Below are 23,587 nucleotides of genomic sequence, written 5' to 3'. Positions count from 1 at the left end.
TTCTACACAATTTTCAGACCAAAATAATACTTTTTGATAGGGTATATTGTGAATTTAATAATTTTTAACGCATTTGTACCTCTCTACGGTATACGTTATAAGGCTGTAAACCTTCTTTCTGAACAATTTTCTGCCCCAAATGAGTACATGAAAATCTCATAAATCCGTTAGCGATGTTAAAATTACCTTCATTTGCCAGAAAATAAAGAACTCTTGTAAATGGATATTCCATTGAACGAAGCCCCTCAAAATCAGGAGTGTACTGCTTCCCTTTCTGTACTACAGGAAGCACCTTAACCATTTCTCTTAATTTTTCAGAAGCTTTATCGTAAGGGCGGCTAAAGGTATTTAATCCCACCACTCCAATTTTATCAGGATACTGGCCTAATTCTTCTATGATTTTCTTATTCCCGGGAATAATTGAAAACTTAAGATCTTTCGGCTGTTTTTTCAGCTTTTCAGCAACAAAATTCAAATTACTGGAATTCGTACCATCGAAAATAAAATTTTTGTTCTCTGATAACATTCCCTCATTAATCTCTTCCATTGAAATGCTTTCCTTGGGAGAATTTTTAGGAACTACAAAAACCACTGCATCCGCTGCAAACTTTGAGGGTAAGAACTTTAAATCAGTTCTCTCTTCGTAAGTTTTCACTTCCTCTGTAGTCAGGTTTCTCGACATTACAATAACCTTTGCCTTCCCATTCAGGAGGTCAAGAAGGCCTAAATCCTCTTTTTTTGTAGCAACTTTAATACGTGTTTCCGGATAATTGATCATGTAGCCGTCGGCCAATGCTTCTGTAACACTTTGAAAAGATTCGTCGGTAAAAATTGTAAGGTCACCTTTATTGTAAGACGGAGATTTCTCTTCCTTTTTGCAGTTGATGAGCATTATACTCAGAATAAAAACAACTACAATCTTAAAACTATTCTTCATTCTTCGATTTTTTAATTTTTGAAATCGCCCTGTAAATCCTGAAAATTCCATAAATAATCAGAACAGTTCCCATTGCATAGGCAATAGCAGGTTCCAAAATTGTAAAAAAGAATTTATAGATAATGACTACAATTCCTAAAACGATATAAAACAATCCCGTAACCAGGGATAACCAATTGAACATCATGTAACAAAAATACAAAAAAAATAAAAAGAGAAGCATATGCCTCTCTTTTTATTTATATTATGAATAAATAAGTCTAATTATTCAAAGTTCATAGTAAATGGAACGCTATAGTAAGATCTAACGCTTTCTCCATTTCTTTTCGCTGGAGTCCACTTTTTAAGTTTCTTAACTACACGAATCGCTTCACTGTTAAAGTCGCCATTTGGAGATTTCTCTTCAATAGTAACACCAGAAACAGTTCCGTCTCTTTCTACAACGAACTTAAGCTTAGCTTTAAGCGTACCTTCACCTCCTTCCATTAGAGAAGTATCGAAGTTATCCCCTAAGAACTTTCTTAGTGCACCCATACCTCCAGGATATTCTGCAGACTGGTCTACATCTTTGTAGATCTCGTTAGGATTATTCGCTTTTACTTCCACAGTACTAGCTTTAGTACCTGTAGATGGTGGTGGCGGTGGTGGCGTATAAGCCGGAGCTTTAACCCCCTCCTGATTGTTCAAACCAGTTGTTGTTTCCAACTGCTTAGAAATCGGTGGTGGTGGAGTTTCAATTTTCGGAGCTTTTACAGGCTCAGGAACCACGTTCTGAATTACCTCAATTTTCTCCTCTTCTTTTGGAGGTGGAGGTGGTGGAGGTGGTTCTTCTTCTTTTGGCTGCTCAATAATTTTATCTTCCTGAAGAATTTCTACCAAGTCTGCCTTCACTTCTTGCTTAGGTGGCTCAGTAAGTCTCTTAATGGTAAGATAAATAAAAGGAGACAATGCCGCAACCAGGAATAATGCCGTTCCAACAATAAATGATTTTGTCAGAAGTCTCGGATACTGATGTCTAAGATCGTAGGCACCATATTCCTTGTTTCTATTTTCAAATACAATCTCGTCTAAAGTAAGATTCTGATTGTATACATTTTCATCTGCCATAGATTTTTACAATTTTATGGTTAAATTACTTTGTTGCTGGTGCTGCAGGAGCTCCAGAGTTACCAACCTTCTTATTATAAACGGCTAGCTCCCAAGGCTTCACATCGGTTACCCCGTATTGCTCACTTTTGGTAATTGCCATTTCGTCAAGAATATCTACAAAGTTCTTATATACAGCATCGTCAGTCGGTTTGATAATAACAGTAAATTTCGTTTTATCTGCCGCGTTTGCTCTTGCCTGCTCAATTACTTTTCTAATCCCTTCTCTATCGAAAGAAGTTTCATTAAGATTCTGATCAGTTAAAGAAGTATTATCCTGCTGATGCCAAAAAATCCTATTGTCTTTACCCAATAATAAGGAAATTGAGTTAGAAAGTTTAATTTCTGTTGGAGGTGGTTTCGGTTGATCCTTTTTAGGTTTAGCCGGAAGACCCAAATCCATTACATTCGGTTTACTAAATGTGGTTGTGAACATAAAGAAGGTAATCAATAGAAAACCCAAGTCCACCATAGGAGTCATATCGACTCTGGTATTCTGCTTCTTGGAACGTACTTTGCCGCCTTTGCCGCCTTTTTCCTGTACTTGTACTTCTGCCATTTCTAATGATATATTATGGTTTACCTTCTTGTGATGTAATCAACCAGAATTTAAGAAAATCAATATCTCTTAAACCTTCAAATAGGCTTTTAACTTTAGGATACTGAGTCGTAACATCACCCTTGATTGCTAATTTGTAATCAGGATTTACGCTCAAACTCTGCTGTACCCAGTCAACTAACTGCTTATTTGTACTATCCATAGGAATCCCTTTAGGACTCTTGAAATTTTTCTGCTCCTCATCTGACAAATCGAGATAGCTTTTCAGTTGGTTCATAGGAACCCCAATAGCTTGTACTTTCTGAAATGATGCTTTTTGTTTGTTGTCAAAAGTAATATTATACTTTTGGCCCATTTTGTCTAAAAGCTGTAATCTCTCTGATGCATTTTCTACTGGCTGGAAATAAAATTTTCCGTCTGGAGTAGCGTTGATAGTCATCAAACTTGCGTCAGGAAGTAACTTCTCTGATATTGAAGATGGCGGTTTAATCTGCTCCACGTCAGGTTTTTTAAACTGAGTGGTCAAGATAAAGAATGTAAGTAGTAGGAACGCAACGTCACACATCGCGGTCATATCCGTCACTACTCCATGTCTTTTTGGTTTGACTCTCGCCATTATTATAAAATATTTTTAATTAAACTTCTTTTAATTGCCAATGCAAATACCTTGCTAATTCTTAGTTGAATTCAGCAAAAGACTGTTGGATACTCATAGAGATCTCGTCGATCTTGTAAGTTAATCCATCAATTTTAGAAGTAAAGAAGTTATAAAGGATAATAGCGATTGCTGAAGTACCAATACCTAAAGCCGTGTTAATCAATGCTTCAGAGATACCTGTAGAAAGTGCAGCAGCATCTGGAGTACCTCCTCCTGAACCTAATGCGAAGAATGCCTTGATCATCCCGATTACCGTTCCTAAAAGTGCGATTAGCGTAGCAACCGTACCTAAAGTAGAAAGGATCATCATGTTTTTCTCAAGCATTGGCATCTCAAGAGTAGTAGCTTCTTCGATAGCTTTGTTAAGAGCTACCATTTTCTGCTCTTTATTTAAAGTTGTATCGTGAGAAAGAGCTTTGTAAGTAGTAAGACCTTCTTTTACTACGTTACCTACTGAACCTTGTTGTCTGTCGCACTCTTCAAGAGCTTCATCAATTTTGTTTTGGTTTAGTAAGCTTCTTACTTGTACAACGAAGTTGTCTAAGTTTCCTTTTCCGGCAGCTTTACCAAGTACGAAATATCTTTCAAAAGAGAAAACAATTACCGTAATCATGAAAGTAATCAAGATTGGTACAATAACCCCTCCTTTGTAGATAATACCTAAAAACGACTCTGGGTGAATGTCTTTTCCTTCAACACTTGAGAAAGCTACAGAACCACTACCTAGTTTGTCTGCATCTTTAAAGTTTCCTGGGTTACCAAGAACGAATAAATAAATACAAATTCCTATAGCAAATAGAATAGGAATAATAACAGCTGGATTTAAACCTCCCGCTTTTCTAGCAACTACTTGCTCATCATTTTTTGAAACATTCATTTCCATATTTAACTAAATTATATTGTTTTAAATTTTTACAGGGTGTAAATTAAAGGCAAAATTAATTAAAATGCAAGAGTCTTAATTAAACATTTTGCTTTTTTTTGATAAAGAAAAATTAATACGATTTTAAAATAATAATTATTCTTAGATATTTTATATATTTTTTCCAAATTTAACATTTGAGTTAAAAAATCAAAAAAATTAGCACCCCATTTTTTTTAATTTCCCAATGTTAATTTTTTTTTAAATTACGATATTCACAATACGGTGAGGGACAACAATGATTTTTTTAGGGGTTTTACCTTCCAAAATCTGTTGCATTTTTTCATTTGAAATCACCAAATCTTCCACCTCCTTAGCAGATAATTGAGCAGAAAGGGAAATTTTGAACTTCATTTTACCATTTACACTTACCGGATATTCAATTTCATCTTCAACAAGATATTCTTCATTTAATGCCGGAAATCTTTCAAATTCGATAGATGTAGCGTGTCCCAGTAAGCTCCAAAGCTCTTCACAGATGTGAGGTGCATACGGAGAAATGATAACGGCTAATGGTTCCAATATATTGCGTTTGTTGCATTTTATTTTCTGTAGCTCGTTTACAGCGATCATAAATGATGACACCGAAGTATTGAAAGAGAAATTCTCAATATCAAAAACTACCTTCTTTATTAAGGTATGCAAAACTTTATATTCTGCCTTGGTAGGTTCTTCCTCAGAAACTTCAAATACATCTCCGTTAAAATACAGATTCCAGAATTTCTTAAGGAAACCATAGACTCCACTTAGCCCCTGTGTATTCCAAGGCTTAGATTGTTCTAAAGGTCCCAGGAACATTTCATACAGTCTTAAACCGTCTGCTCCATATTCTTCACAGATATCGTCCGGGTTAACTACATTGTATTTTGATTTGGACATTTTTTCTACTTCACGGTCTGTGATGTATTTTCCATCTTCTAAAATAAACTCTGCATTGGCATAGTCTGGTCTCCATGCTTTGAACGCTTCTGTATCCAATTCATCAGAAGTTCCTTTTAATAAGGATACATCAACATGGATTTGCTGAGTCTTATAATCGGCTGCCAGATTTTTAGAAACATATTGATTGGTTCCGTCTATTCTGTATACAAAAGCACTCATTCCTAAAATCATCCCCTGGTTGATCAGTTTTTGGAAAGGTTCATTATGGTTGATCCAACCTCTGTCTTTTAAGAACATATTCCAGAAACGGGAATATAACAAGTGTCCTGTTGCATGCTCACTACCTCCTATATATAAGTCTACCTGTCCCCAATAATCTGAAAGGTCCTTTGCACAGAACTCTCCGTCATTCTGAGAATCCATATATCTAAGGAAATACCATGAGCTTCCAGCCCAACCCGGCATGGTAGACAATTCTATTGGGAAAATAGTTTGATCATCAATTAAATCTGTAGAGACCACTTTTTGGTTTGCCTCATCCCACGCAAATACTTTTGCATTTCCTAATGGAGGATCTCCATCTTCAGTAGGTAAATATTTTTCAACTTCTGGCAGTTCCAATGGTAAAGCAGAAACCGGTAACGTATATGGCATCCCTTCCTTATAATATATAGGAACAGGTTCTCCCCAATAACGCTGTCTTGAGAAAATGGCATCACGCTGTCTGTAGTTTGTTGTTCCATGACCAATTCCTCTGTTTTCGATTTCTGAAATCATTTTCGACTTGGCATCATTATAATGCAGTCCGTTTAGGAAATCAGAATTGACACAGACAGAATCTTTAGAATCAAAAGATTTCTCCTGAACGTCTTCTTCAGTCTCCACCACTTTTTTAATTTCCAGGTTAAATTTCTTAGCAAATCTGTGGTCACGTTCATCATGGGCAGGTACAGCCATTACAGCTCCTGTTCCATATCCCATCAATACATAATCTGAAATATAGATCGGCATCTTCTCATTACTGAAAGGATTTACTGCATAACTTCCGGTAAAAGCTCCGCTCACGTTTTTCACGTCAGCCATTCTGTCTCTTTCTGTTTTTTTGGAAGTTTCTTCTATATAAGTATCTACTTCCACTTTTTGGGCAGCTGTAGTAATGGTTTCCACTAATGGATTCTCCGGAGCCAACACCATAAAAGTGGCACCAAAAATAGTATCAGGTCTTGTGGTGAAAACTTCAACGATCTCATCATGACCTTCTACCTGAAATTTCACCTGAGCACCCTGAGATTTTCCAATCCAGTATTCCTGGGCATCTTTCAGAGGCTGTGGCCAATCCAATTGGGTAAGTCCTTGTAACAATCTTTCAGAGTAGGCAGAGATTCTCATACTCCACTGCATCATTTTTTTCTGGAATACAGGGAAACCACCTCTTTCAGACTTTCCGTCTTTTACCTCATCATTTGCCAACACGGTTCCCAAAGCAGGACACCAGTTCACCGTTGTTTCTGCTCTGTAAGAAAGACGGTAATTTAATAAGATATCTTCTTTATCCACATCAGAAGCATTCACCCATTCTTCTGCGGTAAAGCTAAGTTCATCATTTTGATTGGCATTCAGCCCTTCTGTACCTTTTTCTTCAAAATGTTTGATTAAGGTATCTATAGCTTCTGCCTTATCTGTATTTTTATTATACCAAGAGTGGTACAGTTGGATAAAAATCCACTGTGTCCATTTATAATAAGAAGCATCAGACGTTCTTACTTCTCTGCTCCAATCGAATGAAAATCCAATTTTTCTTAATTGCTCTTCGTATCTGTTGATATTTTGTTCTGTAGTGATTGCCGGATGCTGTCCTGTCTGGATTGCATACTGCTCAGCAGGAAGCCCAAAGCTATCATATCCTACCGGGTGGAGAACGTTAAACCCCTGGTGTCTCTTATATCTCGCATAGATATCCGAAGCAATATATCCAAGCGGGTGACCTACGTGAAGCCCTGCCCCGGATGGATACGGAAACATATCGAGTACATAAAATTTAGGTTTATCTGTGTTATTGGAAGTTTTATAGGTTTGATTTTCCTCCCAGTATTTCTGCCACTTTTTTTCTATCTGCTGATGATCGTAAAACACTTTATATATATGTTATATGTTAGACTTTAACTATTGAATGTCATTTTCTTTTAACAAGATTCACAAAATTAATGATTTTAAAAGAAATAAAAATTTAATTTATTATTAATTACCAATCGGTACCCAACAAAAAAATCTCATCCTGGGATGAGATCTGTTTTATATCTTGAAGTATACTTATTAAGGCTGAGGAATTCTCTTGAAAGTATAGGTTCTTGTTTTAAATACAGTCGGATCCTGTGTTTCTTCTCTTACTGCTAGATTGAGCGTTGTAGCATCGAGGGTAACCACTTTTGCAGTAACCGGCTCTACAATCCCCTGATACTTTATCTGTACAGATTTACTGCTTTTATCATAAGTATAGGTGAAATTTTTATCAGAAATAATAGCACACTGCCCTGGTGTAGCTGTATCTCCCCAGTCAGTTCTTTTGCCCAGAACGTCAGTATTGAATCTCCATCTGGATTCTTTCTGACATGTGGAATAAGTAATAACATCCGAAACCGGCTGCTCATTTACTTCCACGGTGGTAACCACTTCCTTTAAAGGCTGCCAGACCCCCACAATAGGTGCCTCCATGACAGGATCTTTATCATCATTACATCCGGTAGCTACAAATAATGATAACCCGGCAAATAGTAGTGCTAATTTCTTCATAGATCAATTTTTTCAAGGGCTAAAATTATAATTTTTTTGATTTATATTACTATTTTTTGTGAAAAATTATTGAGTCAACCTTTATTTATACATTTTTTTAAACACTTAAGGACGATATTGCCTTTATTTAACAAATATTGAACCTTCGAAAAGCTCTCTATTTTATTAAAAAAGTTATTTTTGTAGGTAAGAAAGAAAAAAATGCAAGATATAACGAAAAATAATTTTGACTTTATCCGTGTTCTCCTGGCGTTCATTGTATTTGTGGGACATTTAGGCGCCTTAAGCGTCTCTCCTCAACTTAAATTTTTAGAACACAGCCCAGTAGAAGTCGCGGTTTTTTCGTTTTTTATCGTCAGTGGTTTTTTAATTGCAAGAAGTTATGAAAGATCTTCCAGCTTAAAAAGCTATGCAAAAAAAAGGTTCAACAGAATCGTGCCTGCCTATTTATTGGTGGTATTTCTCTGCACAGTTTTACTAAGCCTTGTAAGTAAGCTGCCATTTTCTGAATATTTCGGCAATGCACAGGTCTACAAATATTGGTTCTGGAATTCGATTTTCATGAATTTTAAATCACCATGGCTTCCCGGGGTATTTGGCAACCAGGCTGTAAATGGTGCATTGTGGACCCTTAAAATAGAAATGTGCTTCTATATTGCCGTTCCCTTCATGTTTTTATTCTTCGGAAAAAACAATAAATACAGAAATGTAAGTCTGATTGTCCTGTATTTTCTGTCACTGGTATTTCTTAATTATTTTGAAATGACAGGAAAACCAGCCATATCAAGACAATTACCCGGATCATTATGTTATTTCATTGGCGGGATGCTTTTGTATTTTAATTTCAACAAATTCATTCAGCACAAGCATACACTTTTTATAATCGCTATAATCACTGTATGGATAGATCTTATTTTTAAAATAAAACTGTTCTCTCCTATCATGATCAGCATTATTGTACTGTATATTGCCTACTCTTTTAAATTCCTGAATAACTTCGGAAAATACGGAGACTTTACGTACGGCATTTATATATTCCACTTCCCTGTTATCCGGGTATTCCAGACCTTAGGACTCTTTGAAGATTATAATCCTTATGTAATGGGTATTATCTGTATGCTGACCGTAATTGGAATAGGAGTTTCTTCCTGGCACTTTTATGAAAAAAGATTTTTATAATTTTGAACATATTTAAAACCACAAATGAAAGACCTTGTCTCCATCATCACTCCCTGTTATAATTCTGCAGAATTCATTGAAGAAACTATACAATCTGTTCTTAATCAAACCTATGACAACTGGGAATGGCTGATCACGGATGACCTTTCTAAAGATAATACGGTAGAAATCCTCAGAAAGTACAATGATCCCAGAATAAAATTACTGGTATTGGAAAAAAACGGTGGCGCAGGAAATGCCAGAAATAAAAGTCTTGAAAGAGCTCAGGGAAGATATATTGCTTTTCTTGATTCTGATGATTACTGGTATCCGGAATATATAGAAACCATGACTGATTATATGCAGGAACATAATGCAGAGCTTGTGTACTGCAATTACTCCCGATGTGATGAGCATCTAAAGCCTATATTAAAAGATTTTATGGCAGACACAGTAGTCACTTTTTCAAATCTTCTGAAAACATGCAGACTGGCCCCGGTTTCAACCATGTATGATACCAAAAGAGTAGGGAAATTTTTATTCCCGGTAAAAAGTAAACGTGAGGATCATGTGATGTGGCTGAACCTTTTGAAAGTAATTCCTGAAGGAATGCCCATCAACAAAACAATGGCGAAATACAGAATGCGTGAAAACAGTGTTTCCAGAAAGAAAAAGGACATTATCAAAGACCAATATTTAGTCTATAAGGATTTCATGGGCTTTTCTACTGTAAAATCATTGTATTATACTGTCAACTGGGCAGTAAACGGATTTTTAAAGTATTCAAAGATTTTTAATTAATGGAGTATTCAAAAGAATTTAAAATAGCGCTGAGTGCTTTTTCCAGCACGGATAAGGATAAACTTATTTTCAGACTTTTAAAAAAGGACAAACTGTTGTCTAAAAAATTATATTTCGAACTTATTGATCCTGAAACCACGGATGATAAAAGAAATGCAATGGAAAAAGAAGTGGCGGAAAAGGTTCTTTTAGCCTCAAAATATATTGGCAATGCCAAGTATTTCCTGACCATTATCCGTAAAATAAGTGCAGAAGTTACAGAACATGTAAAGATCACCACGGATAAATTTGGAGATATTTCTCTTAATCTACTGATGATCAATGCCATTTTAGAATATAATGAAGACCTCAGCAGGCAGAGATTTGATAATGTCTACAAGCTGTATCTTTACATTATTAATAAAATATTTAAGTATCTGATTTTAGCTAAAAAGCTGGATGAAGACTATTGGATGGAAATTGATGAACTCCTGAGAGACACTCAACATAAAATTTCTGAAAATCACTACCTGCAAAAGCTCTGCATCAATAATGGTCTTGATATCAACTGGCTTGAATGTGAAAAAATTCCCGAGGATCTTGAAACAATTATGAAAGAGATCAAAAGCCAGGGATTTTTAAGATAGGATTTTCTGAAGGATTATTTCTGTAGAATTAGGCTTTCCGTCGACGAATTTCTGGGCATTCTGAGACATGGTTTCCAATTCTTCTTTGTTATCCTCATTGGCAAGAAATAAGACAAATTCTGCAGCAGTAGCTTCATCAGCAAAAGATCTTCCTCCTTCTACAGAAATAAGATCATCTGCTTCAGGATTCTTCTTATACCGATTCCCAAAAATAACAGGAATACCAAATGTTGCTGCCTCCAGAATATTATGCAGTCCTGCATCATGAAAACCGCCTCCCACTACGGCAACATCTGCATAGGAATACAACTTGGACAATAAACCTATGCTGTCTATAATTAAGAGTTGAGTATTCAGATTTGTGGCTGGAGAAGTCTGTATTTCACTATACAACAATGCTTCAGGGAAAATATTTTTTAAATGCTCCACTCTTTTCAAGTCATGAGGCGCTAAAATCAGTTTTAATCCGTAATTTTTTCGGAATACCGTTGCTGCAATTTTTTCCTCGGCCTGCCATGAGCTTCCAAAAACAATTGCTTTATTATTCCCTATGAAATCGGCAATATAATCTACATGATTGTCGCGTAGCCTAAGCTGTCTGACCCGATCGAATCTGGTATCTCCCGTTACTGAAGATTTTACTAAACCTACACTTTTAGCAAGAGCAAGGGAAAACTTAGTCTGGTGAAAAAACCAATCTACATTTCTCTGAAGTTGTTTTACAAACCATTTTCCATAAGAAGTAAAGAAAGATTGCCTTTCGTAGAATAATGCAGAAATCACATAAACTTTTGCATTTTTATTCTTAAGCTCTGCCAGCAGATTATACCAATAATCATACTTCACCGTAAAAAACAGTTGAGTATTAAACTGTGATACAAAGTCTTTTACAGTATTTTTTTTATCAAAAGGGAGATAGCAGATTACATCTGCGATATGTTTCTTTTTAACAACATTTTCATAACCCGACGGAGAAAAGAACGTCACCAGAATTTTATGATCCGGCAGTCTTTCTTTTAGTTGTTCCAAAACCGGTAATCCCTGCTCATATTCTCCCAAACTAGCGGCATGCATCCAGATTACTCTGTCTTCTTTTGAAAACGCAGCTTTTACTTTATTCAAAGACTGCTTTCTACCCTCAACGCCTTTTTTAGCTTTATCATTAATCAAAGAAAAAACCTTCATTCCGAAAATGAGAAGGCTAATAAATATGTTGTAAATCAGTTTCAATTTTGATTTGATTTAATCGTTAGATTTCTTTGTGAATCTCTCCTGAATTGATTTCACTAATCCTACTCCAATCACTGTAAACAGCAATCCTAGAATAAAAAAAATGACATTACTGAGCTCAGTCTGCTTACCCTCCGCTACCCGAACACTCTCAATAATAATATCTAAAAGTAAAAGCATTACAGGAAACTGCAGGGAAAACATGTACAGCTCTAAAGTCTCTTTATTACGAAAACTTTTAGGAACGTTCAGTAAAGTAGAATTGGGATCTCTGGATAATCCAACAAAAAGAACAGCAATAAAAGTAGCAATACACGGAAGGGCCCAGATCGCGATTTTTCCGGATTCTCCATCTACATTTCCCTGAAAGTCAAAATGAGTAGGAACCATCTCTGGTAATGCAGCATATTTAATTCCGGTAAAGACCCAAATTGCAATAAGCAATAGTGTATTTACAATTAATAATATGCTGGAAATTTTCATATTTTAAATAACACTTTTAAGTACTCTTAACTTATGGGTATGTTTATTCATTTCTTTATTAAAGATCCCTGTGGAGTCCAATGTATCAATTCTCACCTTTCCTGAGGCATGGATAATTTTTTGATTTTCCAGCATAATCCCTACGTGGATAATCTTTCCTTCAGCATTTTCAAAAAAGGCAAGATCTCCAGGCTGTGTTTCTTCCACAAAAGTAAGAGCTTCTCCTACTTCAGCCTGCTGAGAAGCATCTCTTGGTAATTTTATATCATGAATTTTATAAATCAACTGCGTAAAACCAGAGCAATCTACGGCAAAGAAACTTTTACCACCCCATAAATAAGGTACATTAAGGAATTCACGTGCTGCTAAGGCAATACTTTCCCTTAGGTCATGGCTTCTTTTTGAAGCTACGGCAGGAAATTCCACTTCAGAACCCATAGACAGCAAAGTTTTACCGTCGTTCATGAGTACCGAAGAAAAGTCTTCAGTAACGATAGTAACTTTTCTGTTGGCAAGCTCTTCATCTGTTACAGGCTTTAACTGTTTTGTGTCCATCCATCCCTCATAACCATCATAGTGCATTTTTATTTTTGTCCAGTTTTTATTAACCTCCAAAATATCAGCACTTTCCCCAAACAATATTTCCGTAACAATTTCCGCTTTGTCAGAATTTTCAGCACGGACCGGTGCTACTGTAACAATACAAATTCCTTTATTCATTCATTAAGATTAAAAGATTAAAAGATTGAATGATTTAAAGATTAAAGAATCAGATTCCGTAAAATCTTTTATTTTTTTTAATTTTTAAATCTTTTAATTTATTTTCTTCTCAGAAAATTTACTCCATCACGCAAAGGTAAAATAAGATTTTCGAAATCTTCATCTTTTGCCGCTAAATCATTTAATTCTTTAATAGACTGCGTAGATTTCTGCTTTGGGTTTTCTTCCAGTACTTTTCCATACCACAAGACATTATCAAACATGATTACCGATCCGGATTTCGTTCTGGGTTTAATGAGTCTAAAATAGTCTGCATAATTTTCTTTATCAGCATCCACAAAAATAAGATCAAAAACCTCATCTGTTTCTTTCAAAAACTCTTTAGCATCCTGAAGCCTGAATTCAATCTGACTGGCATATTCACTTGTCTCAAAATATTTCTTTGGCAGATAGGCAAGATCTTCATTCACATCCAATGTTGTAATTTTTCCATCTTTAGCAAGTCCTGTTGCCAGACACAATGTAGCATATCCTGTAAATGTTCCTATTTCCAAAACATTTTGTGGTTTGAGCATTTGGGAAATAATGGTTAAAAGTCTTCCTTGCTGATATCCTGAAATCATATGGGGCTGTGTCGTTTTCTGATAGGTTTCGCGTCTCAGCTTTTTCAGTATTTCTGATTCTGAAGAAGCATGTGCCTCCAAATACCTGTCCATTTCAGGATTCTTTTCTTCAAAAAAACTCATAAAAATTTAATTTAAACAAATTTAAGGATTTTAAAATTTCTTTTTGAGCAACCCTTGTTTCTATTCCATGTACAAAACAAAAAAAGAGAGAAATCAATCTCTCTTTATATACTTGCTTCCAGGTAGAAGAAATCATTAGTAAGCTATACAGTACTGACCAGGTGTACCACATACCCATCCTTCGCAGCAGTCTTCTGTAACGCGACAAATAATCTGAGGGTTGCACCAACGGATAGCACCTTGTACTTCTTTCATCTGTTCTCTTGAAAGTTTTTTTGAATTTTTCATATTTATTTTGTTTAGTATTATTTTCCTACTCTTTAAGATTTTCGGATACCTCTGTATTATATTTCCTTTTATGGAGATTTAAATATACACAATATTCATTAACTAATAACATGATTCAATGTAATTTAAAACATAATTACTTGTGTTTTTGTTAATTTTTTACACAAAGTATCTTGAGCAAATACGTTTCATGGGAATTTTGTTTTCTAGATTCTATTCAGAAATCGCTATAGACATGATCGAGTTATCAGGAAAATCCCCATATAAAATACCGTGAAAATACGGATGTTTTTGCTGCTACAATATGTATAATTTTGCGAGTAGAACAAAGGGTAAAAACACTACGAAAATGATTGCAGAAGAAAAACAAACTAACCGTGAGAATCAAAAAAATGTTTTACTGAAAAGTAAGACACCCTCTTCTGCAAAAAAAACGAAGACTGAAATATCCAATTCATTTTTGCAAAAAATTATTTCTCTCCTAAAAAAGGAAGAATTAATTTGATTAAAAAACATATCCCGAATTACTTCGGGATTTTTTTATATAGATCTTGAAGGTAAATAGTAATTACCTTTGATTTTTATTTCTCTGGTTGATTTCTCCCTTATCTTAAAATATCTTTTCACAACTATCATTTATACTCTTCTATTATTTTATTCAGAGCCGTGATCTGTTTATTGACACTTTCAGCTTTTTGCGGATTCAGTTTCAGAAATTCCATTTTTTTTGCCAGCCCTTCTTTCAACATCTGAGAAACCATCGCTTTGGCTTGTGCATTTTTTAACATCTCAGTTTTTGCCTGACTTAAAATTCTAACAATACCCTCCGTAGCTTCTGCATTATCAGAAGTCATAATCCAATTAAAGCCTTCCTCAGAAGATTTTCCCAGTTCCGGATTCTGAGGCTTAATAAACGGATAAAATGCCACAATAGAAGTAATATTCTTCATTTGGGAGGTCACTTTATTTTTAACAACAATGGGAATCATTTTAATAAGCATATCTTTGGACGCATCGGAAAGATCAATTTTATCCGCCAAATCATCTGCTTTTGAAGGCTCTACTGTTATCATGGCTAGCCACGCACTTCCTTTTACGGCATTGGACGTAGCATTCAATCCCTTTTCAAATAAAGGAAAATACTTTTTATTCTTTGTTTTTGCTAACGCTGAAATAGCGGCTGCCTGCACCAATGTTTTAGGATCATTGGCTGCTAATTTTTCAATATCAGGAATTAATATTTTCCCCTGCTCAGGCTTGGAAACATCTAGTATTTCCAATGCTTTGATACGGATTCTGAAGAAAGGATCTTTAAGGGCGGCAGATAATAATTTGATAGATGCAGGATCATCCAGATTCTCTTTTATGCCTGTCAATGCTTTATAACGACTTGAAAATTCTTTAGAGTTAACGAATTGCATTAGATATTGCGCAGCAGTTTTCTTATCCGTAATCTCGGAAACCAATATTCCGTCTGCATTTATATTGACTACATCCGGATTTTTAGAAACATTAAAGCTAAAAGTATTTTTCGCTTTGGCAGCAACCCATACATTTTGCCGTACCGGCTTCCCATTGTCATAAATATCAATGGCTAAAGGAAACTCAAACTCTTTTTCCTGAGACTGATTGACTGTAACTTCCACTTGCTTTTTTACGGGCTCAAAAGTATAGGAGTAGTTTAATTGAGGATTTCCACTGCCATAATACCATTGATTGAAAAACCAATTCAGGTCTTTTCCTGATATTCTCTCAAATGACAGCCTCAATTGCTCGGCCTCTGCATTTTGATATTCATAGGTTTTTAAATAATCGGTCATTCCGGCGAAAAAAGCTTCATCACCCAGATAATTTCTAAGCATGTGAAGAATCCCCCCTCCCTTTTGATACGATACTAAATCAAAAACATCCTCGGAGGAATCATAATCAAACCTTACAAGATCTTTCTGAAAATCTGAAGGGCTATGGATATACTTATTGATTTCTGACATTAAATGATAATCTGCCTGATCCTTTCCATGCTTATATTCATACCATAAATATTCAGAATAATTCGCAAATGATTCATTTACGGTAAGATTACTCCAGCTTTCCGCTGTTACCAGATCACCAAACCAATGATGAAATAATTCATGTGCTATAATATTTTCCCACCGGTTTTCATCTGCCAGCTGTCCAGGTTTCTGCAATACCTGTGTATTGTGTAAAGTGGCGGTAGTATTTTCCATGGCTGCACTTGGATAATCTCTTCCCGAGATTTGTGCATATTTCATCCAGGGATAATCATAGCCTAGTTTTTTAGAGAAAAACGCCATCATTTCAGGAGTATGACCATAGATTTGCTTTGCATAAGGCTCATATTCCTTTTCTATATAATAATCTATAGGAATATTTTTCCACTGATCCTTCACAATTGCATAATCACCTACCCCCATAAAAGCAAGATATACAGAATGCCTTTTATCCATTACCCAATGATCCGTTCTCATAGCATTAGGTTCTTTTCGGGAATCTTTTAAAACTCCGTTAGAAAGACTAACATATTTATCCGGAACTGTCATATAGATTTCCTGGGTGGTTTTTTGGTTGGGCTTATCTATAGTGGGAAACCAGGCTGAAGAATATTCTGTTTCCCCATCCGTCCAGATTTGAGGCAGATTATTCTGATCCGTACTCTGAGCATTGATAAAATATAAGCCTTTTGCCGGACTTCCCTGTTTCTCTACTTCCTTCGGGCGGGAAGTATATTTTATATAAACCGTATACTCCTGATTTTTGAGATAGGTCTTATCTAATCGAATGCTCAGGATATTATTTTTGTACTCATATTGTAATGGAGATTTACGTCCTTCTTTATCCATAGCCACCTCGTGGATCAGCATTCCTTTAGCATCCAGTGTCAGTGAATCAGACGGATAAAAATAAGGTGAAGCGGTAAGCCATTCTTCTCCGTTCATCTCTTCTTTCTGATAATCAAAATTTACTTTCAGCTTTGTATGCTTAAGCTCCGTTCTTTTTGTATGTGTAGCTCTATAGATTTTTTTCCTTCCGGAGGTTTCTGTTTGGGCAAAAACTTTTCCGGAAAAAAAAATGGTTACCATGCTTAGCGATAAAATAATTTTTTTCATGTGTTATTGTTTTCTATGGTCTGGCATATTAAGTAATTTCTGATCAGTAAATGCACTCTCCATTTCTCAGTTTTCCTGTTTATTTCAACTATTTTCAGAACTCTTTCTATTTTTAAAAGAAAGCCAACAGGCTCAATGTATCCAATTGATTTTCGACATCAATTTCTTTATATCAAATAGGTAGTGTGATCACTTTAAAAGTTACACAAAAAGCAAAACTCCCTATTTCCATCTTTGAAAGCATTCTTACACCATCTACTTTTGATAGAAGATAATCTTGGTGTATAAAAAATAAATCCCGAATTTCTTCGGGATTTACTGTTATATTATAATTGATTTAATTATTTCTTTGGAGCGATATCCATCAGCTTCATAAATTCATCAAGCTTAGGCATAATGATGATTTCTGTTCTTCTGTTTTCACCTCTACCGGAAACACTCATGTTTGTAGCTTTAGGATTATATTCAGAACGTCCTCCCGCGGTCATTCTCGCAGGGTCTACTCCAAACTGAGTCTGAAGGACTTTAGCTACAGAAGTTCCTCTCAATGCAGAAAGATCCCAGTTATCTCTAGGTAAATTTGGAGAGTTTAATGGAGCATTATCTGTATTACCTTCTATCAGTACAGAATATTTATCATAATCATTGATTACTTTTGCTACTTTACCAAGTACTTCCTGAGCTGCAGGTAAGATATTGTAATCTCCTGTTTTGTATAACATTTTATCTGAAAGTGAGATCATCACTACACCTTTCAGTACTTTCACCTGTACATCTTCATCAGATACATTATCTAAAGATCTCTTCAGCTTGTTAGACAACGCCAGATTCAAGCTGTCATTTTTAGCATTGTTTGAAATCAATTGTTTGATGTATGAATTTGAAGAGTTGATTTCACTTACCAATTTATCGATGTTCGCAGAGCTTTTTCCTGTATTTGAAAGACATGCATCCAGCGATGATTTCAACGCATCATGCTGGCTTTTCAGTAGGCTATTCTCACCTGTCAATGCAGAATTCTGAGATTTCAAATCCTGAATTTCTCTTTGTCTTTCTCCGATATTTTCAATACACTGCTTATAGTTTGTGCTCAGGGCATCGTATTGTTTCTTGCTTACACAAGATGTCATACCCAGCGCCATTGCAGAAACTGCTAAAATTTTTAAAATCTTCATAAATAATCATTTTTAGACCAATCAAAGTTAGGAAAATTCAATTGAATTATATCGGTTATCTTTGCATAAAAGAAATTCTCAACGTATATGTTGAAAAAACCAAGCTTTAAAAATCAATTAGAAAACCTTGTTGATCAACCTGAAAAACACTCCTACCTTCTGGCGGTAAGCGGAGGTGCAGATTCTATGGTTCTGGCCTCATTATTTCAGGATTTGCGGGATAATGGACAAGATAAAAAGTGTGACATACAGGTCGCTCACATCAATTATAAACTTCGTGGTAAAGATTCTGATCTGGATCAGAAAGTAGTTCAGGATTTTTGTGAGAAAAATCATATAAAGTTTCATCTGTATGAAGTTTCTGAAAAAGATAAAAAACCGGACCACTCTATTCAGCTTTGGGCAAGAGAACTCCGCTATCATTTTTTTAAAGAAATTCAGAATCAGGAAAAGCTTGAATTTCTGGTTACCGCGCATCACCTCAACGATCAGCTGGAAACTTTTATTATTAATCTTTCCAAAGCAGCTGGTATTAATGGACTGAGCGGTATTCCTTCTCATGACAATCATATTCTCCGTCCACTCTTAACTTTTTCCAAAAAAGAAATTTATCAGTTTGCCGAGGAAAACCATATTGAATTCCGTGAGGATCTATCCAATAAAAAAAGTGATTATTTAAGAAATAAGATCAGAAATGAAATTGTTCCCCAACTCATGGAGACCAATGATCACTTTTTGGAAAACTTTAAAAAAAGTTCTTTCTACCTGAATCAAACTAAAGATTTTGTTCGAAAACAGGTTGAAGAAATAGAAAATAAGCTTTCCCTATTTAACCAAGACTATAAAATCTTATCAAAGGAAAAGCTGGATCAGGAAAGCGATTTCATAAAGTTTGAAATTTTAAAGAAATATGGATTTACTCAGGAAGAAGAAATCCCTAAAATTTTCACAGCTGAAAACAACAGTTCTTTTTTTTCAAAAGAATACCAACTGGTCATCAACCGTGACGAATTGATATTTATTGACCGAAATAAAGAGCAAAAGTCTACCGATGAAATTATCCTGATTGATCATTTTAATTTTTCTGAAGATCAAATCAATCTTGACCTCAAAAACACTATTGAAGAGATTGATGGAATCAATAAGGATTTTGAATGGGATTTTGATGCTGAAAAACTTCAGTTTCCACTACGCCTGAGAAAGCAGCAGGATGGTGATGAGTTTTATCCTATCGGGTTTTCAGGAAAAAAGAAAGTTTCTAAATTTTTTAGGGACGAAAAATTATCTATTTTAGCGAGGCAAAAAATTTGGATACTGGCCGACAGCAATAATTCCGTACTTGGAATACTTCCTCTCAGACAGGACAGAAAATATACAAAGGATGAGAAAACAAAATGGAGTCTCAAAATTTTTAATGAAACGAAAAATGAAATTTAGAAATTGGTTTTTATTAATTCTACTATTTTTAGCGACAGGAATTAATGCACAGATAAAAAATCCTGTAAAGTTTAAATTCACCATCAACGATCTGGGAAATAACCAGTATGAAGCGGTTTTGAATGCCACCATGGAAAAAGGCTGGCATATTTACTCAAAAGATTTACCGGAAGACACCGGAATTCCAACTGAGTATAAAGTTTCAGGAAAAAATATCGAACTGATCGGTAAATTTACCGAGGTCGGTAAAAAGCACGAAGAATTTTCTGAGGCTTTTGGAGGAACTATTGTTTTCTATTCCAATTCGGCCGGCTTCAAACAGAAGTTCAAATTAAAAGATCCTACAAAACCTGCAGATGTTACTTCGGAGATTACGTATCAGACTTGTGACGACAGGGTTTGTTTAGCTCCCAATACTTTAGAATTTAACCAAAAAGTAACTCCAAATGGGGCTACTGAAGAGGCTGTTGAAGAAACACCTCTGGCAGTAAAAGACTCAGTAAAAACCGTTGAAACAGTTACTGAGAATACTCCAAAACAGGAAGTTACCGTTTCAGAAGTTTCAAAATTAGACCCTAAACAGCTGAAAATTGAAACATTAGATTTCAAAAACCCATTAACTGACTGTGGTACAGCGTCTACAAAAATAGAAGAAAATTACTGGACCTACCTGTTCTTAGGATTCATCGGAGGTTTAATTGCCTTGTTAACACCTTGTGTTTTCCCTATGATTCCACTAACGGTTTCCTTCTTTACCAAGGGAAGTAAAGATAAAGCAAAAGGAAAAAGAGATGCCATTATCTACGGATTTTTCATTCTTCTTATTTTTGTCTTATTAAGTATTCCTTTCCATATTATTGACGGGATTGCCGGAAATATCTTCAATGAGATTTCTACAAGTGTATGGCTGAATATTGCCTTCTTTATCATCTTTATTTTCTTTGCCGGAAGTTTCTTCGGGTATTATGATATAACATTACCAAGTTCTATTGCCAATAAATCTTCTAAAGCAGAAGAAGCCGGAGGGATCATCGGAATCTTCTTTATGGCACTTACACTGGTGATCGTTTCTTTCTCTTGTACAGGACCTATTTTAGGAAGTTTACTGGGAAGTGCGGTAACAGGATCTTCCAATGTTCCTATGCTGCTGACTTTTGCATTAGCAGGATTTGGGTTGGCTTGGGCCATTGTATTTGGGTTATTGGCTTTATTCCCACAGGCCTTACAAAGTCTTCCAAAATCAGGAGGATGGATGAATACCGTGAAAGTTGTTTTAGGATTCGTAGAATTGGCATTAGCTTTAAAATTCTTATCCAAGGCGGATTTGGTTTCCAAAACTTTCTTCTTAAAAAGAGAGCTTTTCATTGCTATCTGGATCATTATTGCTCTAGGGCTTGCTTTATATTTATTCGGGCTGATCAAATTCCCGCATGATGATAAAAAACCAAAGATCTCTATCACCAGAAAGATCCTTGGGGTATTAGGTTTTGGATTTGTCATTTATCTGATCCAGGGATTAATTCCTTCTGAGCGTCCTAAACTTCAGCTGCTAAGTGGTATTTTACCTCCATTGAATGTTAGCTATTTCCACGATGAAAAAGATGGGATTTTAGGAATGCATCCGGAGCATGATTTTTTCAAAGCTATTGAAATTGCTAAAAAGGAAAACAAACCAATCTTAATTGACTTCACAGGATACGGTTGTGAAAACTGTAGAAAAATGGAAGAATTTGTCTGGAGTGAACCGGATATTCTACCAATATTACAAAATGACGTAGTATTAGCTTCTTTATATGTAGATGATAAAGAAGAGCTTCCTGAAGATCAAAAAACTAAAATAGACCTTGGAGAAGGACAGATTAAAAAAGTAAAAACAATTGGTGACAGATGGAGCTTATTCCAACAAGTTAACTTTAATAATAACTCTCAGCCTCACTATGTTTTAATAACTCCTGACGGAAAAGTGATCAATACCCCTGTTTCCGGATATATGCCAAAAGAGGATTTCAAAAAATTCTTAGAATGCGGAGTAGATTTTTTCAAGAAGACTAAATAGATACTACTTTATAATAGACTAAGCCTTATCAATTTTATTGGTAAGGCTTTTTTTTACACTTATTAGAAATAGATCAACACTTACTAACTTGTTTCATCAAGTAAAGTCTTTTTCAATATATTTAGAAAACAATTCTAAATTAAACGCAAATGAAAAAGTTATTTTACATTCTGGCAACCTTAGGCTGCTCTATTTCAATGTATGCCCAAGCACCCAATATCCAGTGGCAAAAATCACTGGGAGGAAGCAATCTAGAATGGGCAAAATCAATCAAGCACACTACCGATGGAGGCTATATTGTTGCAGGACATTCAAGTTCCACCGATGGAGATGTCACAGGAAATCACTCCGGTGGTCAGCCCTATATGACTGATTATTGGATTGTAAAACTGAACAGCTCGGGAGGGATACAATGGCAAAAATCATTGGGAGGCAACAGTATTGAGGAAGCAAACTCCATCCAACAGACAAATGATGGCGGCTATATTATCGCAGGCACAGCTGCTTCATCAGATGGAGATGTTACAGGAAGTCACGGGAGTTTTGATTATTGGATTGTAAAGCTTGATTCATCAGGGAATATTCAGTGGGAAAAAACTTTTGGAGGAGATATTGTTGAACAGGCTTATTCCATTCAACAGACTACTGATAACGGCTATATAATCGCAGGCTATACCAATTCTTCAAACGGAGATGTTACCGTTGCATATGGAGAGGAAGATTTCTGGATCATCAAACTGGATCAAACCGGAAATCTGCAGTGGCAAAAATCTTATGGTAGCAATAGTGAAGACTACGCCTACTCCATCCAGCAAACTACAGAAGGAGGTTATATCGTAGCCGGCAGTACAAACAGCATAATCGGAGGCATTTCTTATAGCGACTGTCTGATCATAAAATTAAATTCGTCCGGAGATCTACAATGGCAAAAAAAGATAGGGGGCAGTCATGATGATTACGCTACCGCAATAAAGCAAACCATAGACGGTGGATATATTGTAGCAGGGAACAGTAATTCTACAGACGGGGATGCTACAGGAAATAGTAATTCACCCAACATTTGGATTTTTAAACTTAACAATACCGGAGATATTCAATGGAAACAGTTTCTTGGCGGAACCGGTTATGATGGAGCTTCATCTGTTGAATTAACATCAGATAACGGCTATCTTATTGGGGGAACTACAACGAGCTCAACAGACCTCACAGACAACTTCTATGTTGCCAAACTTAATGCAACAGGCATTATTATATGGGAGAAAAGCTTAGGTGGAAGTGCTACAGATCAACTGAATTCAGCAATAGAAACAGCAGATGGAGGATTTATTCTTGCAGGTAATACAGACTCTAATGACGGAGACGTTTCAGGAAATCATTCAGATGGTTTTTCAGACTTCTGGATTGTAAAACTTATGCCTACCACAACATTGGCTACCGCGGAAGTTAAAGCCAACCAATCTATATCTTTCTTTCCTAATCCTGCCAAAGAGTTCATTAATATCAGGAATCTCCCAGACGGATCAGTTGTAACCATTACAGATACATCCGGAAGAAAGCTATTGTCTAAAAATTATCATGAAGACAAAGTAATAATAAATACCTCTCAGCTAATTCCGGGAATTTATATGATTCAAATTGAAAATAAGGGAAAAATCATTTTAAATGAAAAACTAATTCTAAAGAAATAAATATCATATAGTTAAAAAATCTTAAAGCCTTATGAAATTGAAACATCATAAGGCTTTTTCGTGTCAAATAATAATTAATTTTTACAAATTCATAACATTTAAGAAATTTAGGTATAAACTTTGTATGAATTCAACCAAACTACGATCGGGTTTTAAA

22 protein-coding genes are annotated in these 23,587 nt (G+C 35.5%); 7 read left to right on the top strand and 15 right to left on the bottom strand.

Features of this window, described 5'->3' with window-relative positions:
- Positions 1-64 precede the first annotated feature (64 nt).
- From JML65_RS14370 to JML65_RS14335, 8 genes are all read right to left on the bottom strand, one after another.
- Positions 65-937, bottom strand: coding sequence for a PstS family phosphate ABC transporter substrate-binding protein (locus JML65_RS14370; RefSeq protein WP_047488833.1), 873 nt, complete (start codon positions 935-937; stop codon positions 65-67).
- Positions 927-1,124 (bottom strand): DUF308 domain-containing protein, encoded by a 198-nt coding sequence (locus JML65_RS14365; RefSeq protein ID WP_174772373.1) that lies wholly within the window; start codon positions 1,122-1,124, stop codon positions 927-929. Before JML65_RS14365 ends, JML65_RS14370 begins: the two co-directional genes overlap by 11 nt.
- A 77-nt stretch (positions 1,125-1,201) precedes the next feature.
- Positions 1,202-2,044: an energy transducer TonB gene (locus JML65_RS14360; protein WP_047488826.1), complete on the bottom strand. Its 843-nt coding sequence runs from the start codon at positions 2,042-2,044 to the stop codon at positions 1,202-1,204.
- A gap of 25 nt (positions 2,045-2,069) precedes the next feature.
- Positions 2,070-2,642, bottom strand: a complete 573-nt coding sequence (locus JML65_RS14355) for an ExbD/TolR family protein (RefSeq protein ID WP_047488822.1) — start codon at positions 2,640-2,642, stop codon at positions 2,070-2,072.
- Between the two features lie 13 nt (positions 2,643-2,655).
- Positions 2,656-3,258: an ExbD/TolR family protein gene (locus JML65_RS14350; protein WP_047488820.1), complete on the bottom strand. Its 603-nt coding sequence runs from the start codon at positions 3,256-3,258 to the stop codon at positions 2,656-2,658.
- A gap of 61 nt (positions 3,259-3,319) precedes the next feature.
- Positions 3,320-4,183: a MotA/TolQ/ExbB proton channel family protein gene (locus JML65_RS14345; protein ID WP_047488818.1), complete on the bottom strand. Its 864-nt coding sequence runs from the start codon at positions 4,181-4,183 to the stop codon at positions 3,320-3,322.
- Positions 4,184-4,423: 240 nt separating this feature from the next.
- Positions 4,424-7,237, bottom strand: a complete 2,814-nt coding sequence (gene leuS, locus JML65_RS14340; RefSeq protein ID WP_202271231.1) for a leucine--tRNA ligase — start codon at positions 7,235-7,237, stop codon at positions 4,424-4,426.
- Positions 7,238-7,417: 180 nt separating this feature from the next.
- The gene (locus JML65_RS14335; RefSeq protein WP_047488812.1) at positions 7,418-7,894 is read right to left on the bottom strand and encodes a lipocalin family protein; all 477 of its coding nucleotides are present in this window, start codon (positions 7,892-7,894) and stop codon (positions 7,418-7,420) included.
- A 201-nt stretch (positions 7,895-8,095) separates the two neighbouring features.
- Here JML65_RS14335 and JML65_RS14330 point away from each other — a divergent pair, with 201 nt between their 5' ends.
- Genes JML65_RS14330 through JML65_RS14320 form a run of 3 tightly spaced genes read left to right on the top strand, consistent with a single transcriptional unit; the run spans position 8,096 to position 10,479 of the window.
- Positions 8,096-9,073, top strand: coding sequence for an acyltransferase family protein (locus JML65_RS14330; protein WP_202271230.1), 978 nt, complete (start codon positions 8,096-8,098; stop codon positions 9,071-9,073).
- 24 nt (positions 9,074-9,097) lie between these two features.
- The gene (locus tag JML65_RS14325) at positions 9,098-9,853 is read left to right on the top strand and encodes a glycosyltransferase family 2 protein (protein ID WP_047488809.1); all 756 of its coding nucleotides are present in this window, start codon (positions 9,098-9,100) and stop codon (positions 9,851-9,853) included.
- Positions 9,853-10,479 carry a deoxyuridine 5'-triphosphate nucleotidohydrolase gene (locus JML65_RS14320; protein WP_202271229.1) on the top strand — a complete coding sequence of 209 codons (627 nt, stop codon included), beginning with the start codon at positions 9,853-9,855 and terminating at the stop codon, positions 10,477-10,479. The genes JML65_RS14325 and JML65_RS14320 overlap by 1 nt, the downstream gene beginning before the upstream one ends.
- On the opposite strand, the gene JML65_RS14315 is transcribed toward JML65_RS14320, so the two are convergent.
- The 5 genes from JML65_RS14315 to JML65_RS24125 all read right to left on the bottom strand — a co-directional run bounded on the left by JML65_RS14315 (position 10,471) and on the right by JML65_RS24125 (position 13,946).
- Positions 10,471-11,664 carry a 3-deoxy-D-manno-octulosonic acid transferase gene (locus tag JML65_RS14315; protein ID WP_410669507.1) on the bottom strand — a complete coding sequence of 398 codons (1,194 nt, stop codon included), beginning with the start codon at positions 11,662-11,664 and terminating at the stop codon, positions 10,471-10,473. The genes JML65_RS14320 and JML65_RS14315 overlap by 9 nt on opposite strands.
- Before the next feature lie 57 nt (positions 11,665-11,721).
- Positions 11,722-12,192, bottom strand: coding sequence for a DUF1648 domain-containing protein (locus tag JML65_RS14310; RefSeq protein WP_202271227.1), 471 nt, complete (start codon positions 12,190-12,192; stop codon positions 11,722-11,724).
- A gap of 3 nt (positions 12,193-12,195) precedes the next feature.
- On the bottom strand, positions 12,196-12,912 hold the full coding sequence (locus JML65_RS14305; protein WP_047488801.1) for a C40 family peptidase: 717 nt from the start codon (positions 12,910-12,912) through the stop codon (positions 12,196-12,198).
- A gap of 98 nt (positions 12,913-13,010) precedes the next feature.
- Positions 13,011-13,658, bottom strand: coding sequence for an O-methyltransferase (locus JML65_RS14300; protein ID WP_202271226.1), 648 nt, complete (start codon positions 13,656-13,658; stop codon positions 13,011-13,013).
- A gap of 135 nt (positions 13,659-13,793) precedes the next feature.
- Positions 13,794-13,946 (bottom strand): CCPGW family putative bacteriocin, encoded by a 153-nt coding sequence (locus JML65_RS24125; RefSeq protein WP_410493782.1) that lies wholly within the window; start codon positions 13,944-13,946, stop codon positions 13,794-13,796.
- A gap of 349 nt (positions 13,947-14,295) precedes the next feature.
- Here JML65_RS24125 and JML65_RS14295 point away from each other — a divergent pair, with 349 nt between their 5' ends.
- The gene (locus tag JML65_RS14295) at positions 14,296-14,451 is read left to right on the top strand and encodes a hypothetical protein (protein WP_156126049.1); all 156 of its coding nucleotides are present in this window, start codon (positions 14,296-14,298) and stop codon (positions 14,449-14,451) included.
- A 127-nt stretch (positions 14,452-14,578) separates the two neighbouring features.
- Here JML65_RS14295 and JML65_RS14290 read toward each other — a convergent pair whose 3' ends face one another.
- Both JML65_RS14290 and JML65_RS14285 read right to left on the bottom strand, forming a co-directional pair.
- Complete coding sequence (locus JML65_RS14290) at positions 14,579-17,074, bottom strand: M1 family metallopeptidase (RefSeq protein WP_202271225.1); 2,496 nt, start codon at positions 17,072-17,074, stop codon at positions 14,579-14,581.
- Between the two features lie 341 nt (positions 17,075-17,415).
- A complete protein-coding gene (locus tag JML65_RS14285; RefSeq protein WP_047488785.1) occupies positions 17,416-18,249 on the bottom strand; it encodes an OmpA family protein in 834 nt (277 codons plus the stop codon).
- A gap of 87 nt (positions 18,250-18,336) precedes the next feature.
- Here JML65_RS14285 and tilS point away from each other — a divergent pair, with 87 nt between their 5' ends.
- From tilS to JML65_RS14270, 3 genes are all read left to right on the top strand, one after another.
- Positions 18,337-19,686: a tRNA lysidine(34) synthetase TilS gene (gene tilS / locus JML65_RS14280; protein ID WP_202271224.1), complete on the top strand. Its 1,350-nt coding sequence runs from the start codon at positions 18,337-18,339 to the stop codon at positions 19,684-19,686.
- On the top strand, positions 19,676-21,742 hold the full coding sequence (locus tag JML65_RS14275) for a protein-disulfide reductase DsbD family protein (protein ID WP_202271223.1): 2,067 nt from the start codon (positions 19,676-19,678) through the stop codon (positions 21,740-21,742). The genes tilS and JML65_RS14275 overlap by 11 nt, the downstream gene beginning before the upstream one ends.
- Positions 21,743-21,891: 149 nt before the next feature.
- Positions 21,892-23,430, top strand: a complete 1,539-nt coding sequence (locus JML65_RS14270; RefSeq protein ID WP_202271222.1) for a T9SS type A sorting domain-containing protein — start codon at positions 21,892-21,894, stop codon at positions 23,428-23,430.
- Positions 23,431-23,587 lie beyond the last annotated feature (157 nt).

This window comes from Chryseobacterium sp. KMC2 (assembly GCF_016756935.1).
Lineage (GTDB): Bacteria > Bacteroidota > Bacteroidia > Flavobacteriales > Weeksellaceae > Chryseobacterium > Chryseobacterium rhizosphaerae.
The sequence above is the reverse complement of the archived record's forward strand: the minus strand, read 5'-3'. Positions and strand labels throughout refer to the sequence as shown.